Annotated in this window: 11 protein-coding genes; 3 read left to right on the forward strand and 8 right to left on the reverse strand. The window is 38.0% G+C overall.

What is annotated here, in order from left to right:
- Nucleotides 1–133: 133 nt before the first annotated feature.
- The gene (locus AC6CH7_RS24875; RefSeq protein WP_498265283.1) at nt 134–1,363 is read right to left on the reverse strand and encodes a tetratricopeptide repeat protein; all 1,230 of its coding nucleotides are present in this window, start codon (nt 1,361–1,363) and stop codon (nt 134–136) included.
- Between the two features lie 797 nt (nt 1,364–2,160).
- On the opposite strand from AC6CH7_RS24875, the gene AC6CH7_RS24880 reads away from it, so the two are divergent.
- Together AC6CH7_RS24880 and AC6CH7_RS24885 are read left to right on the forward strand one after the other, a co-directional pair.
- A complete protein-coding gene (locus AC6CH7_RS24880; protein WP_498265284.1) occupies nt 2,161–3,801 on the forward strand; it encodes a L,D-transpeptidase family protein in 1,641 nt (546 codons plus the stop codon).
- Between the two features lie 161 nt (nt 3,802–3,962).
- Nucleotides 3,963–4,685, forward strand: a complete 723-nt coding sequence (locus tag AC6CH7_RS24885) for a DUF4397 domain-containing protein (protein ID WP_498265285.1) — start codon at nt 3,963–3,965, stop codon at nt 4,683–4,685.
- 4 nt (nt 4,686–4,689) lie between these two features.
- Here AC6CH7_RS24885 and rpiB read toward each other — a convergent pair whose 3' ends face one another.
- From rpiB to AC6CH7_RS24900, 3 genes are read right to left on the reverse strand one after another with little or no spacing between them, the layout of a single operon-like run.
- A complete protein-coding gene (rpiB, locus tag AC6CH7_RS24890; RefSeq protein ID WP_498265286.1) occupies nt 4,690–5,139 on the reverse strand; it encodes a ribose 5-phosphate isomerase B in 450 nt (149 codons plus the stop codon).
- A gap of 10 nt (nt 5,140–5,149) precedes the next feature.
- The gene (locus AC6CH7_RS24895; RefSeq protein WP_498265287.1) at nt 5,150–7,444 is read right to left on the reverse strand and encodes a DUF7133 domain-containing protein; all 2,295 of its coding nucleotides are present in this window, start codon (nt 7,442–7,444) and stop codon (nt 5,150–5,152) included.
- 26 nt (nt 7,445–7,470) lie between these two features.
- The gene (locus AC6CH7_RS24900; protein ID WP_498265288.1) at nt 7,471–8,931 is read right to left on the reverse strand and encodes an aminoacyl-histidine dipeptidase; all 1,461 of its coding nucleotides are present in this window, start codon (nt 8,929–8,931) and stop codon (nt 7,471–7,473) included.
- Nucleotides 8,932–9,152: 221 nt separating this feature from the next.
- Here AC6CH7_RS24900 and AC6CH7_RS24905 point away from each other — a divergent pair, with 221 nt between their 5' ends.
- Complete coding sequence (locus tag AC6CH7_RS24905) at nt 9,153–9,635, forward strand: peroxiredoxin family protein (RefSeq protein ID WP_498265289.1); 483 nt, start codon at nt 9,153–9,155, stop codon at nt 9,633–9,635.
- Nucleotide 9,636: 1 nt separating this feature from the next.
- Here the strand turns inward: AC6CH7_RS24905 and AC6CH7_RS24910 are convergent, their stop codons facing one another.
- The 4 genes from AC6CH7_RS24910 to AC6CH7_RS24925 all read right to left on the reverse strand — a co-directional run bounded on the left by AC6CH7_RS24910 (nt 9,637) and on the right by AC6CH7_RS24925 (nt 13,261).
- Nucleotides 9,637–10,425 (reverse strand): DUF3050 domain-containing protein, encoded by a 789-nt coding sequence (locus AC6CH7_RS24910; RefSeq protein ID WP_498265290.1) that lies wholly within the window; start codon nt 10,423–10,425, stop codon nt 9,637–9,639.
- A gap of 36 nt (nt 10,426–10,461) precedes the next feature.
- Nucleotides 10,462–11,151 carry an SIP domain-containing protein gene (locus tag AC6CH7_RS24915; RefSeq protein ID WP_498265291.1) on the reverse strand — a complete coding sequence of 230 codons (690 nt, stop codon included), beginning with the start codon at nt 11,149–11,151 and terminating at the stop codon, nt 10,462–10,464.
- Nucleotides 11,152–11,227: 76 nt separating this feature from the next.
- Nucleotides 11,228–12,076 (reverse strand): helix-turn-helix domain-containing protein, encoded by an 849-nt coding sequence (locus AC6CH7_RS24920; protein ID WP_498265292.1) that lies wholly within the window; start codon nt 12,074–12,076, stop codon nt 11,228–11,230.
- An 18-nt stretch (nt 12,077–12,094) separates the two neighbouring features.
- A complete protein-coding gene (locus AC6CH7_RS24925) occupies nt 12,095–13,261 on the reverse strand; it encodes an MFS transporter (protein ID WP_498265293.1) in 1,167 nt (388 codons plus the stop codon).
- Nucleotides 13,262–13,357: the final 96 nt, after the last annotated feature.

Here is a 13,357-nt window from a genome sequence, read left to right on the forward strand (position 1 = left end):
TAATACACCATCGTCTCTCACCTCACATCAGAAAGTCTTACAAACGACAAAAGGTCGTTCAGAATCATTTCAAAGTCGTCTATGAATCGTTGGAAAGTCGTTGAAAAATATACAAGAACAGCAGACACAACAATTACAATGCATCTAGCTTTGCTATTTTTGCAGTGCAAAGCTCCATCATTGCAAGGTTAGCGACACTTTGCCTAGAAAGACCGACCATACTGTTATTGATCAAAAAGTGCATATAAGTATGAGCTAAATCAATGTTACCTATTGCAGTATAATAGCGGCAAAGCGTTGCAAAATAGGAGGTAACTTCTGTAAAATGAAATACGTTACGTTCCGGATAAAGCTGATTCAGATCGGTTTTATATTGAAATACTTTAATAGCCAGTTCAGCGTCACCTGCATCGATCATCATGTTGGCATAGGATATTTTGGCAAAGATGTAGCCAGGAAATAGCTTGAACATTTCTTTTATGGTTGCATTTGATTTGCTAATCTGATCGTTAATTGCATAGGCAGACTGCAATAAGTTATAGAATAGGACTTTATCAGGCCATTTTGCAATCGCTTTTTCTATTTGCGGTATGATAAGTTCAGCATCATCATGGGTGATTAATTTATGAAACTTGATATATTCCCTTTTTTGTTCCTGATTATCAAAGAGATTGTATTTATTTTCAATGGAATCCCAGGTAATTTCATAATTCTGCGCTAGTGGATAGTCCATTAAACTTTTTACTTCTGCCTGAGTTCTGAATGCCTCATTATAGGATAGGTTTAATTCAGTTGTCACTTTTGTCATTTCATCTAGATTGAAATGCTCATCCAAGTATTCATCAGGGTCATCATCATCATCCCAGCCCTCGTCTTCTGAATCTTCTGAAAACAAGATCTCGAAATTGCCTTGACCAGCATTGCGCTCCAATGTACTGATGGTATTTTTCACATCAACAGGATCGTCATCAGGTGAGATTATAAAGCACGGCTTCCCTTCCCTACCAAATTCTATATCTATAAACTCTATATTGTCATCATCATTTTCTAACAGGAATTTTGTAACCTGAAAATCTTTGTGTGGTCTGAATCCAAAATCTTCTGCGTAATCAATACCTCCATAAATGATATTGTGCACCAGGGCATAATCACATTCTTCCCAGTTTGAATCAGCGGTTAAGTTTTTGAGTTCATCCGGAGGTATATTGAATTCAAAAGCTGTCTCTTTTAATCCCAGGCAATACACGTCTATCATAAAGATGCCCACTATTAAGTTAAGTGTTTTATGCTGGCGGACAACCATAATATATGCGAGGCCTCCCTCTTGCCAATCGTCATTAATCAGGCATTTCACAATCTGCAAAGAACGGGCTTGTGTTTTAATTTACTTTTCAGGGTTTACGCTTAGCTTCAACATTTTGATTTATTCCTTTCTTGTTAACCGATACAAGATTAAATACAAATTTAAATAACCACAAATTTCTAAGACAGAATTATTTAACCAAAGGTCAAAAAGAGTTGAACAAAAAGGCCAGTAAACAAGAAAACGGAGTCTCGCTTCTTTCGATTTGAGTACTCCGCTTCCACCTTTTTATCGCCGTAGCCATAAAAAAGCACCAATTCTTCTTTTACTTTACCATTTCGTAGTATTCTTAGTTCTCACGAACTTTGAAACCCGTCTAAGTTATCTCTTTATAAATCATCCCGTAGGCTTCATCATCTGAGATACGTCCGTCCTGACACAGTCTACATACCTTTGCGCTGGGGCTCCGGTAATCTTAAATCTCGTGTTCTCTGTCTCCTTTGAACTTCGAGTTTTTATTTACTGATCATCGAAATTACCAGAATCTTTTTGCCCTTAAGCTAAGTGTTCTTTTTGGAATTTCTTCAGACTGTCAAAGTACTTCGTAATTGATAGATCTAATTTACACACTTAAACCATTGAAAACAAGGAAAATCTGATTTATTTTTCTAACAATCCACTAACAGTTTACCAACAGGTTTTCAACATAGTTATGAACAGTTGGAAATCAAAAAACAACTGTAATACAGCAACTTACAAAAACAAAATACAAAAAGATGTTCATATCCTCATTTTTAGTCCGGCTTTACTTTTCAAATCAATTTGGAATCATGATATTTATTAAATAAAATTAAAGCATGAATTTGTTACGCCCCTTCCCTATTGTAGCCTTTTTGCTTTTTGGTTTGCTATCTTTAAATAGCTGTAACCAATCTGAAAAGAAGGTAACAAAAATCACAAAAGACTCATTAAAAAGGCGTTCTATTAAAGACTGGAACAAAACCATTCCCGGAAATTTTAATTCCGAACAGGAGCTTTTCTTTGACACCCTTCAAATAGAATCATTTATCACTGCACATCCATTACTTAAAGAATATGCTGCTTCAATCCAAAAATTCTATAACAACAGACACTTTGCTTTTGCATGGTATAACAAAAATGGATTAATAGAACAGGCAGGCAACCTTACCGATCGGGTTAAAAATCTTAAAGATGAAGGAATCGACAAGGATATCCCATATAGGGCTGCATTGGATTCTATGATCTATGCCAAGCCAAGTAAAAAACCAGACATCAGACTAGAGCTCATGCTTACTGCTCAATATTTTGTTTTTGCCAAATTAGCATGGGAAGGTATGGATGCTTCTATTAGCAAATCTTCTGAATGGTTTCTTCCACGTAAAAAGATCGCATACGATGCTTATCTGGACAGCATGATTAAAAGCCCAGCCAAATTTGCAGGTGCAACGGTTGCTCCGGTTTACAGGCAATATGATCTTTTAAAGAACTTCCTTATTAAATATCGCGAGCTTGATCAAAAAGACCCATGGAACCCGATAGTAGCTGATAAAAAATCTTATAAACCTGGAGATTCTTCGGAAGTGATTGCCCAAATAAAAACACGTCTGTTCAAGCTAGAAGATTTTAAAGGTGATACTACCGATACTCATTACAATGATGAATTTCTTTTAGCTGTAAAACAGTTTCAGGAAAGAAGTGGCATGACCCCGGATGGGGCAATTGGGCCGGGCACATTAACAGGACTAAATACACCGTTAAAAAAGAGAATCAGACAGCTTTTAGTAAATATGGAGCGTAGCCGATGGTTGCCAGTACAAATTGACTCTAATTACCTTGGCGTAAACATCCCTGAATTTAAACTGCATGTTTACCATGCAGATAGCTTATTATGGAGTGCAAATGTTGTAGTGGGCCAATCTATACACAAAACAGTCATCTTTTCGGGTGATATGAAATATGTAGTATTCAGTCCTTACTGGAATGTTCCTACAAGTATTGTTCGTAATGAGGTTCTACCCAACATGCGACGCAACAAAAACTACATTAAAAGCCATCAGATGGAAATAACGGGTTATAGTGGTGGTTTGCCTGTGGTAAGGCAAAAACCCGGGCCTAAAAACTCTTTAGGGCTTGTAAAGTTCCTGTTTCCCAACAGTTACGACATCTACCTGCACGACACCCCTTCAAAATCGTTGTTCGGAGAGTCATCCAGGGCGTTTAGCCATGGTTGTATCCGTGTAGAAGATCCTGAAAAACTTGCCGCATTTCTACTTAAAAACAGCAAAGGCTGGGATGCAGCTAAGATAAAAACAGCCATGAATTCGGGAAAAGAGCAATACGTTACATTAAAAAACAAGGTTCCTGTTTATATAGCCTATTTCACAGCCTTTATTGACCGAAATAACCGGTTAAATTTCCGTAAAGATATTTACAGCAGAGATGAGCCTTTAGCCAGTATGCTACTTAAAGAAGAATAATTTTCATTTTTTTTTATTCCTGCTGTAGCGATTTATCAACTCGACTCGTTTAGTGGTTTGAGAGCGTTAATTTAGATTCAGGGTCGGCTCATGTGAGCCGGCTCTGTTTTTTTACCATCATCAATGCTCTATTGTTAACTATAAACCCTAAACCAATTCTTATGGCCACTAAATCCTTTACTAAAAGCGCTTACTCAAACTCATTTATAATCTGCATTGTAGCTATAATCATCTTGCTTTTAACCTTACTAATGCAATCTTGCAAAAACGATGATCCTGCACCAGATCCAGAAATTTCTCTGTTAAGTGTTACTAATACCTCGCCAACATTAGCTACTTATAATTTCTATTTGAACCAGAGTAAAGTAAATTCCGGAGCCCTTAATTTTGGAGGCGTTATATCTTATTTCCGTTTAAGTCCGGGTGACTATACAGGTAAACTTACAACAGAAAGCAGTACAGAAAGCTTGCTTTCAGAGAGTTTAAAATTCGAAAACGGCAAAATCTATTCTCTATTCTTTATCGGCAAACAAACAAGCCTTGATTATCTTCTTATCAACGATGACATTAAAACTCCTGCCGCTGAAAAAGCATTTGTAAGGTTTATTAATTTATCGCCTGATGCTTCTGCGCTTAATCTTGCATTTAAAGATAGCATTGCAGTAGCTACCGACAAGGCGTACAAAGCTGCAAGTGATTTTGTAGAGATTCCTGCTAAAATTTATACCTTCGAAATTAAAGATAAAGCATCTGGTGCAGTTAAAAAAGAACTGAAAGACATCGATATCAAGAAAGGAAAAACTTATACCATCATATCAAGAGGCATGCTTACTCCATCTGGAACAGAACATGCTTTTGATGGACAAGTCATTACAAATCAATAACCCCCTACATCTCTCCCCTCTCAATGGCGGCTATTTTTTCTAATCGTTTAACATGTCGTTCTTCATTAGAAAAGATAGCCCTGAGAAACGCTCTAACTATATCCTTGGCCAACTCAATTCCAATAACACGTTCTCCAATACATAAAACATTCACATCGTCGTGCTCAACAGACTGATGTGCCGAATAGGTATCATGGCATACACCAGCCCTAATACCTTTAAATTTATTTGCAGCTACACTAACTCCTACTGAACTGCCGCACACTAAAATTCCCCTATCGCCTTCTTTATTTAACAAAGCATGGGCTACATGCGCAGCATGATCAGGATAATCGCTGGGTGCACTTGTATGAGTACCCTTATCTATCACTTCATACCCCTCATCAAGCAACATTTTTACTAATACGGTTTTATAAGCAAAACCTGCATGATCTGATCCAATTATTACTTTCATAAATCTAATTTCAATTTTTTGATTCTAATTCGGCAACTGTAAATGCTTTTTGCCTGCTTTTAAGTTTCTCACGAACACTAACTACGTCTTTAACATCAATTTTACCTGCATTGTTTTGCCATGAGCTTCTAATAAAGCTTAACAACTGAGCAATATCTTCATCGGAAATTTCATCGCTATGGCCAATTCCAGGCATATCACCGGCAATTTCCGGTGCTTCATATACATGGCCATTAACATTTACCGGGCCTGTAAGCCCAAATAAGACAATTGAAATTAAAGTGTTTTTATCACCATTTACCCATTGCGACTTATTTAATGGTGGCGCTAAAGACGCAATACCGTTACCATCGTGCGAATGGCAAGTTTGACAGGTGGATAAGAACAGTGCCGATCCTTTTGGATACTCTTTAGCAAGCGCATCCGGATCTCGGTTCTTTTTAGTGTTATTATAAGTCGTGATTACTTTCTGCAACTGTTTGTTTATTCTCAGATTGGTATCGGGCTCAAACTTGGCTATTGCTTCTTTAAAAGACTCTTCGCGATAGGCTAAATTGCTGATCACAGCATCAGAAACAAAACTGTTATTAGGATACTTTTTAATCAGATTTACCAGCATGTTATCGGCAGCTTGTTCATTAAATGGCTTAATATATTTTGATACAAATGCCACATAAGGAGCAGCCAATTCATCGTTACTATCAACTAATTCATCTAATGCTTTCACATAGCTAGTATAAGATGATGAGTTAATTACCGATGGCAGTACCGTTAATGCCTGCATACGAATTGGCCATTCTGTATTTTTCAACAAGGACAATATCTCGTTAGTTTCCAACGCATTAAGGCCTTCCAGCGTCCATAACGCATGAATTACCTGTAGGGAATTTGTTGTTTGTTTTAAAACTGCCTTTAAATGAGGAATTGCTTGCTTATATTTTCCGTCTATCAAAGTTTGCTGAGCCATATCTCGTAAATAACCATTAGCACTTCCCAATAGCGCTATCAATTTTTCAGGATCATTAGGGATGCTTGTAGCAACGGCCTTTTTACCTTTAGGAACAATCTTATAAATTCGGCCACATGCCAATGGCAACGTTAGGTTTCTGGCTTTAATCTGCCCCGACAAATATGGCGTAACATAGGTTTTATGCTGTATAATCCCTCTATACATGTCTACAACATATAATGCCCCATCAGGGCCATTGTATAAGCTAACCGGTCTGAATCTTTCATCAACGCTAGCCAGAAACTCTTTATCTTTATATGCCTGCTCACCTTTTACTACATATCCGGTTTCTTTTAAAATATTTCTTTTAATTAAGTTAGCTGAAGGTTCTGCTACAAAAGCGTTAAAATCATAAGCACTGCCAAACAGGTCTCCACGGTAAATCAACGGACCACAAGCTGCTGTAAAGTTTCTTAATCTTAAGCTATCATCTAATGTTCCTGGCGAATAACCTCTGTTTACGCCCGGCGTTGGCCTAATTGGATATACTCGGTTGTTTGGCACCGTTCTTTCAGAAAAGCCATCCACCCCTCTTTGATTTTTATTTGAGGCACCAAAACCAGGACTAAAATAATCGCCCAACAAGTTCGTGGAATTATCATTATAGTATAACCTGCCATAATTATCCTGACTTACCCCCCATTGACCTCTAAAATGAGTGTCCTCAATCAACCATTTATCGCCTTGCTTTTTATATCGTTTACTCGATTTTGCATTGTAAATCCAGTTATCAAGGGCCCTTAACAAGCCATTTGGCTGATGCTCTACATTCCCATCTACGGCATATTTACTATCTACAAGCGTTCTTTTAACCGGTTTATCATTTTTAAGCTCATAGTACCATAAATTGGGTGGTTCAGCTACCAAAATTCCATCTTCAATTAAACAAATGGCTCTTGGAAGCACCAAAGAGTCGATTACCAACTTACGTTCGCCTGCAACACCATCTTTATTTTTATCTTCCAGAATAATGATCTTACCCGATGGCTTATCTTCTCCGGTACCCAATGTATCAGGCATGTATCCATTCATTTCTACTACCCACATGCGCCCTTTCTGATCAAAGCTCATTGCCACAGGGGTTGTTACTATTGGTTCGGCCGCAATAAGTTCTACCTCAAAACCATCTTCTACAATCATTTTACTTATCGATTCATTGGCAGGAACCACAGGCGATATGTTAAAATCGATGGGTTTATCGGAAGTAGCTTTTGCAGTAGAAACCTTTTTATAACTCTGACATTGATATAAAGAAAATACAATAAGTATTAAAAATGCGTATATGTAAACTTTCATAATTAGGGCAAAACGTAGGCTAGTATTTAGTTATTTTTAAGTGGAATTTGTTGAAGTACTTTTAGCAAATAGCCCCAGAATTTTTGTACTGAAGATACCTGTACTTTTTCATCCGGAGAATGGGCACCATGAATTGTGGGTCCAAAGGAGATCATATCCATTCCAGGCAGATGGCCACCCAAAATACCGCACTCTAAACCAGCGTGGCAGGCTTTAACATTAGGTTCAGAATTAAAACTGGTTCTATATAAATCTGCCATCAATTCTAAAATACCAGAATCGGGATTAGGTTTCCAACCCGGATAATCACCGCTGCGCGAAACATCGCATCCAATAATTTCCAGGGATGCACCAACAGCAATTGCTACATCACGTTTAGTACTTTCAACACTACTGCGCTGCAATGATTGGGTAACAAATTCTCCGTTTCCAACAATAACTCTGGCCAGATTAGAAGAGGCTTCCACAAGATCAGCAATATCAGGGCTCATCCTAAAAACTCCGTTGGGAAGTGAATAAATTGCATTCACGATCTTGGTAAAATCTCCTTCGTCCATTGCAAACTTAGACAATTCGGTTTCCACTGCAGAAATCGACAAAGAAGGTTCTATGGCATGAAATTCTGCCTCAACAATAGCTGTAAAACTTTTTATAAAGGAATTAAATTTCTCTTTTTGAGTGGGCGCTACTACTACTACAGCTTTAGATTCTCTAGGAATGGCATTTCTTAAGCTTCCGCCATTTACCGAATTCAACTGAATACCAAGCTCCTTATTTGCTTCATAAAGCAACCGGTTCATCAATTTATTTGCATTGGCCCTGCCTTTATGGATATCCATACCAGAGTGGCCACCTAGTAAACCTTTTATAGAGATCTCAAAAGCAACGCTACTGTCTGCAACCTGTTTTTGTTTATAAGTATATATTGTATTCGTATCTATACCACCGGCACAGCCAATGGTAAGCTCATCATCTTCTTCGGTATCAAGGTTAAGCAAAATAGTTCCGGAAAGATTAGATGGATCAAGCTCCTTTGCCCCCGTCATACCGGTTTCTTCATCTATTGTAAATAAAGCTTCAATAGAAGGATGGGCAATATCGGACGAAGCTAAAATGCTCATAATAGTGGCTACCCCAATACCATTATCAGCACCCAGTGTAGTACCCTTAGCTTTAACCCAATCCCCATCTACATACATTTCAATACCCTGGGTATCAAAATTAAAAATTGTATCGCCATTCTTTTGGTGAACCATATCCAGGTGCGACTGCAGAATTACAGTTTGTCTGTTTTCCATACCAGCAGTTGCCGGCTTCTTTACAATTACGTTTCCAGTACGATCCTGAATTGTTTGCAGTCCAAGGCTTTCACCAAAATCAACCATAAACTGTATTACCCTTTGCTCCTTTTTTGATGCACGGGGTATTGCATTTAAACTGATAAAATTATTCCAAAGCGCTGCCGGCTCTAAATTTTCGACTTCCATTCCTTGCTCATTTGTATGTAAACAAACTTAGAGAAAAGTTTTTATATACAATTATGGCTAACCTTTTATCATCTTATTGTTGCACAAACAAGCCATTTGCAAGTACTTAGAGCAAACATCCTTATCCATACCTGAACGTTCTATTGTAAAAATTAGGTTTTAAATGACGTTAATTATTATAAAGAATATGATATTAGCGCTTTCTTTATTAAGAACATCCTATGAAAAAAATAATATTCTCTTTAATCCTTTGTGCATTTTCTACAATTGCTTTTAGCCAGGCGCTTTTGCCGGGTAGCGTGTTGCCTACGGCTGTTTTCTACAAAACTGATGGCAATGCTTATTCTACAAGTCAGATAGCTAAAGGAAAAAAAGCCTTATTAATGTTCTTTGATGCTACTTGCGAACACTGCCAAAGAACGGCCGCAAACATGTCTAAAAGAACTAAAGAGCTAAAGAACGTTAATATTTATATGATTACGCAGGACGAACAACGTTCTATAGATTACTTTTTTACCAATTACGGTAAGCCATTACAGGCACTAAAGAATGTTACGATACTACAAGACCGCGATCGCGTGTTTATTCCCTTGTTTCACCCAAAACAATATCCATCACTATACCTTTACGACACAGCTAAAAAGCTGAAGTTTTACTCAAGCAATGAAAAGGATTTACCAAAATTCTTTGATCTGATGAAATAATCTAGGCTGTAGTGGTGGCAAATACAATTTTGTTGTAGGCGCCATCCCATAGTTCAATCCGCTTTTTAAGCGATTCTATTGTAGCTCGCTCTGCGGCTTTCCAGTATTCATCGCTATTACCGCATAGATCTGACGTCATTTCAAGCGCAAGGTGACTATGATGATCTCCATCAACTTCTATATGTCTATCCAGATAGTACTTAAATAAAGAGATCTGATCAGGAAATTTCTTGTTCAGGTCGTTTACGATAGTCAGGAACATATTAGGTATCAAATCTTCTCTGCCAAACGTAAACGTACTTGCCTGCAAATGCGGCTGATTGCTGCTGATTATTTTAAAAGTAAAGTCTACAAAGCTTCTGGCCTCATCTGGAGTTTCAGACAACTCATAAGCTTTATTCAAATCACCGGTTGTTTTCAATGCGTTTACAAACTGATCAATCTGACTGGTATCTGCTCCGCATTGGTTCATTGCCTCAAGATACATCTCAAAGTGACTTTTCCTTTCGCCTTTACTATCCACATCAGATTCTTCTCCGGCAACAATCTCATTAATTAAATAGCGGTTGTTTGCTGATCCAACCGGGAACCAGGGAATAGTAGTACAGGTAAGGTTAATTTGAAGTGATTTTAACAGCGACATGAAATCCCAAACTGCATACACATGGTATTGCATAAAGATCCTTAGATCTTCAAGATCATTGATAACTGAATAAACTTTATGATTGATTATCTGTTGCCTTAATGGCTCTATTTCATTTTGGATTCTTTCCAGCGGTGCACTACTCATTATTCCTTCTTTATTCCTGGCGGCAAAGATAAAATTTTACCACCAAAAACCCTGAACTTTAACACATCCATTAAAACCTGGTAATGCTTTAATTATTTTTCTGAGCTCAACAACCATAGGAACATTGCCTGCTAAGTATACCGCGCTACCATCAAGGTTTTGTTCCTGTAACCACTCCTGCAAGTTGTTAATGTTATTACTCACTTTTTGAGGGATAGCCTCCAATGTAGAATCGAAATAAGACATAAATGCTTTACGGTGTTCTTCTTCCTTGATTACTACAGCTCCCGAAACATTTCCCTTACCAGCCAATTGCTCTAAAGCCAAAAAATGCCCTATTGCAGAACTATCGCCAAGGCAGGTTAATGACGCAGAAGAAACTGGCTTTGTAAAAGTACTTGAAATTCCAAGATACGTAATCTGGTCCCTTGGTTTTAAGCTGGCAGCCCATTTACTTCCACTACCGTCGTGCGCTGCATCAACATACAATGTACAGGTTTGTGTATCCTCATCCCAATGCGCAGGTGTATAATCTCTGTAAATGCCATCGGCAACTTTACATTTCATGTGCTGTACGCTTTGCCACTTGCTCATATCTACCCCTGGCAAGTGCAGGTCTATTTCGTAAAATGTTGAAGGATTCCATGCACGAACATCCAGAACATGTCCTGTTTTAGCAAATTGTTTTTCAAATAATACAAGCACCTTTCTTTTTATTAAATTCATAATTCTTTGTTTTGACGTTACAAAACAACGTTAAAAACGCTCACCTTACAATGAAGAAACAAAGGTAAGTATTGGACTATTTGCGGTATATAGCCCTGAAGGCTCCAGCAGAAGTGCCGGCAAACTTAGTAAACAATCTGGAAAAATAAGTATGATCTGAGAATCCCAATTCAAATGAGATTTCTTTTACCGTTAGATCGGTATAGTATAGCAGCCGCTTTGCTTCAAGCACAATCTCATTATGAATCCAGTAACTAACCGGAAATCCTGTTAGCCCCTTAACCACCTCATTTAAATAAGTAAGAGAAATGTTTAATTTTTCTGCATACTCAGAAGGGCTTTTAATTGTTTTAAAATTGACCAGCAGCAGACTCCTAAATTGGCTATTGATCTGCACCGGTCTAGTATTTTGCTTTTGCCCAAATTGAGTTTGTGAAAGATAAGCTTCGGCAACCATCCCGATATAGGATTGTGCAAGAGAATGGGCAATTGCCCTGCTCAATGGCTCCTCAATAAGCAAAAACCTTTCATGAAGTAATTTCAGGCATTGTCTAAATTTTTCTGCTTTAGCATCATCAAGTGATAAGGGCCCATTGCTTATAATGTACTGCTCAAAAATAGTTCTGTACTCTTCATTAACCAATAGGGTATCAATAGCCAAAAACCAACCTGAAACATTTTTACTATCTATGCTGTGATGCACCTGCCCCGGCAGTACATATAATATGGCACGGTCATTAACCAAAAGGGACCTAAAATCAAGCATGAAATTGCTTTCTCCCTTTTCCTGATATAAAAAAATATAATGATCGTCGCGGTGTGCGCTTAAAATCGAAGCACGTTCTTTAACGTTTTCAAAATAAATAACCTCCATTCCTGCCGAAGAGCGCTCATAGAGTTTATGGACTGGGATAATGTCTTTCACGACACTAATCTAGAACTTTTATGCGTAATTCAGTTTTGAAACCCTTCTGCTTCTTGCAATAAGTACCCATGCAAACGCAGCACCTGTTAAAGCCATTATTGAACCCACCGAAACCGGAGAAGTATAATCATAACCTGCTGCTAGTGGCAAACCACCTAAAAATGCACCAAGTGCGTTACCTATGTTAAAACTGGCCTGACTAACCGAAGCAGCAAGCATTTCTGAACCTTTAGCCGTATTGATCATCAGCATCTGAATTGGTGATGCCGCTGCAAAGGCAATTGCACCGGTCACAAATGTCATTATTACAGCCAACACCTGATTTCCAGATACATAATGTACAATTAAAAGACTAACGGACATTGCGATCAGTAGTGCTATAGTTGCCTTTGCTGGCGATATTTTATCTGCAAGTTTACCTCCGATAAAGTTACCTACCAACATCCCTAATCCAGCAACAACCAAGATATACGTGATTGAATTGGCCGAGAATCCTGAAACTTCGGTAAGCAGTGGAGCGATATAGCTATACCAAGAAAACAACCCACCTGTACCAATTGCAATCATTAAAATAATTAACCATGATTCAGGAAGTTTAAAGAAGTTAAGCTCTTTACCCAAATCACGGTTTTTGGTAGCAGGAAGCGCTGGCATCCATGATTTTAAACTCAACAAAGTAACTATACCTACAATAACAATGATGACGAAAGTGTATCTCCATGAGTAGTTATGGCCAATATAAGTACCCAGTGGCACCCCTATTACGTTTGCTATCGTTAATCCGGCAAACATTAGCGACACAGATTGAGCTTCTTTACCCTTTTCTGCAATCCTGCTTGCAACTACAGAGCCCACTCCAAAGAAAGCTCCATGAGGCAAGCCTGCCAGCAAACGAGCTGCAAACATGGTATTATAATCTGGTGCAAATGCCGAAAAGGCATTAAAACCTGTAAACATGAGCATTAAAACCATCAGTATTTTTTTTGGAGGATAGCTACCTGCAATAACTACTAATAAAGGTGCGCCAATTACAACTCCTAAAGCATAAGCAGAAATAAGATGCCCGGCCTGGGGTATGGTAATATGTAAATCTTTTGCGATGTCTGGCAAAAGGCCCATCATCACAAATTCTGTGATCCCGATTCCAAGGCCTCCAAGGGTTAAAGCAAGCAAACTTTTCTTCATAATCTACTATAGTTAGTGTAAAAAGTACACACTGCAAAAGTAGCTAATAAAATAGGTTAATTAGTCTATTTTTGGTAAAAAAAATCAGCTTTAATT

The organism is Pedobacter sp. GQ55 (genome assembly GCF_059758925.1).

What these genes read in the sequence shown, in the direction of transcription:
- AC6CH7_RS24895 (WP_498265287.1), bottom strand. Translation starts at nt 7,444, where the DNA reads ATGAAAGTTTACATATACGCATTTTTAATACTTATTGTATTTTCTTTA.
- AC6CH7_RS24885 (WP_498265285.1), top strand. Translation starts at nt 3,963, where the DNA reads ATGGCCACTAAATCCTTTACTAAAAGCGCTTACTCAAACTCATTTATA.
- AC6CH7_RS24915 (WP_498265291.1), bottom strand. Translation starts at nt 11,151, where the DNA reads ATGAATTTAATAAAAAGAAAGGTGCTTGTATTATTTGAAAAACAATTT.
- AC6CH7_RS24910 (WP_498265290.1), bottom strand. Translation starts at nt 10,425, where the DNA reads ATGAGTAGTGCACCGCTGGAAAGAATCCAAAATGAAATAGAGCCATTA.
- AC6CH7_RS24880 (WP_498265284.1), top strand. Translation starts at nt 2,161, where the DNA reads ATGAATTTGTTACGCCCCTTCCCTATTGTAGCCTTTTTGCTTTTTGGT.
- rpiB (WP_498265286.1), bottom strand. Translation starts at nt 5,139, where the DNA reads ATGAAAGTAATAATTGGATCAGATCATGCAGGTTTTGCTTATAAAACC.
- AC6CH7_RS24925 (WP_498265293.1), bottom strand. Translation starts at nt 13,261, where the DNA reads ATGAAGAAAAGTTTGCTTGCTTTAACCCTTGGAGGCCTTGGAATCGGG.
- AC6CH7_RS24900 (WP_498265288.1), bottom strand. Translation starts at nt 8,931, where the DNA reads ATGGAAGTCGAAAATTTAGAGCCGGCAGCGCTTTGGAATAATTTTATC.
- AC6CH7_RS24905 (WP_498265289.1), top strand. Translation starts at nt 9,153, where the DNA reads ATGAAAAAAATAATATTCTCTTTAATCCTTTGTGCATTTTCTACAATT.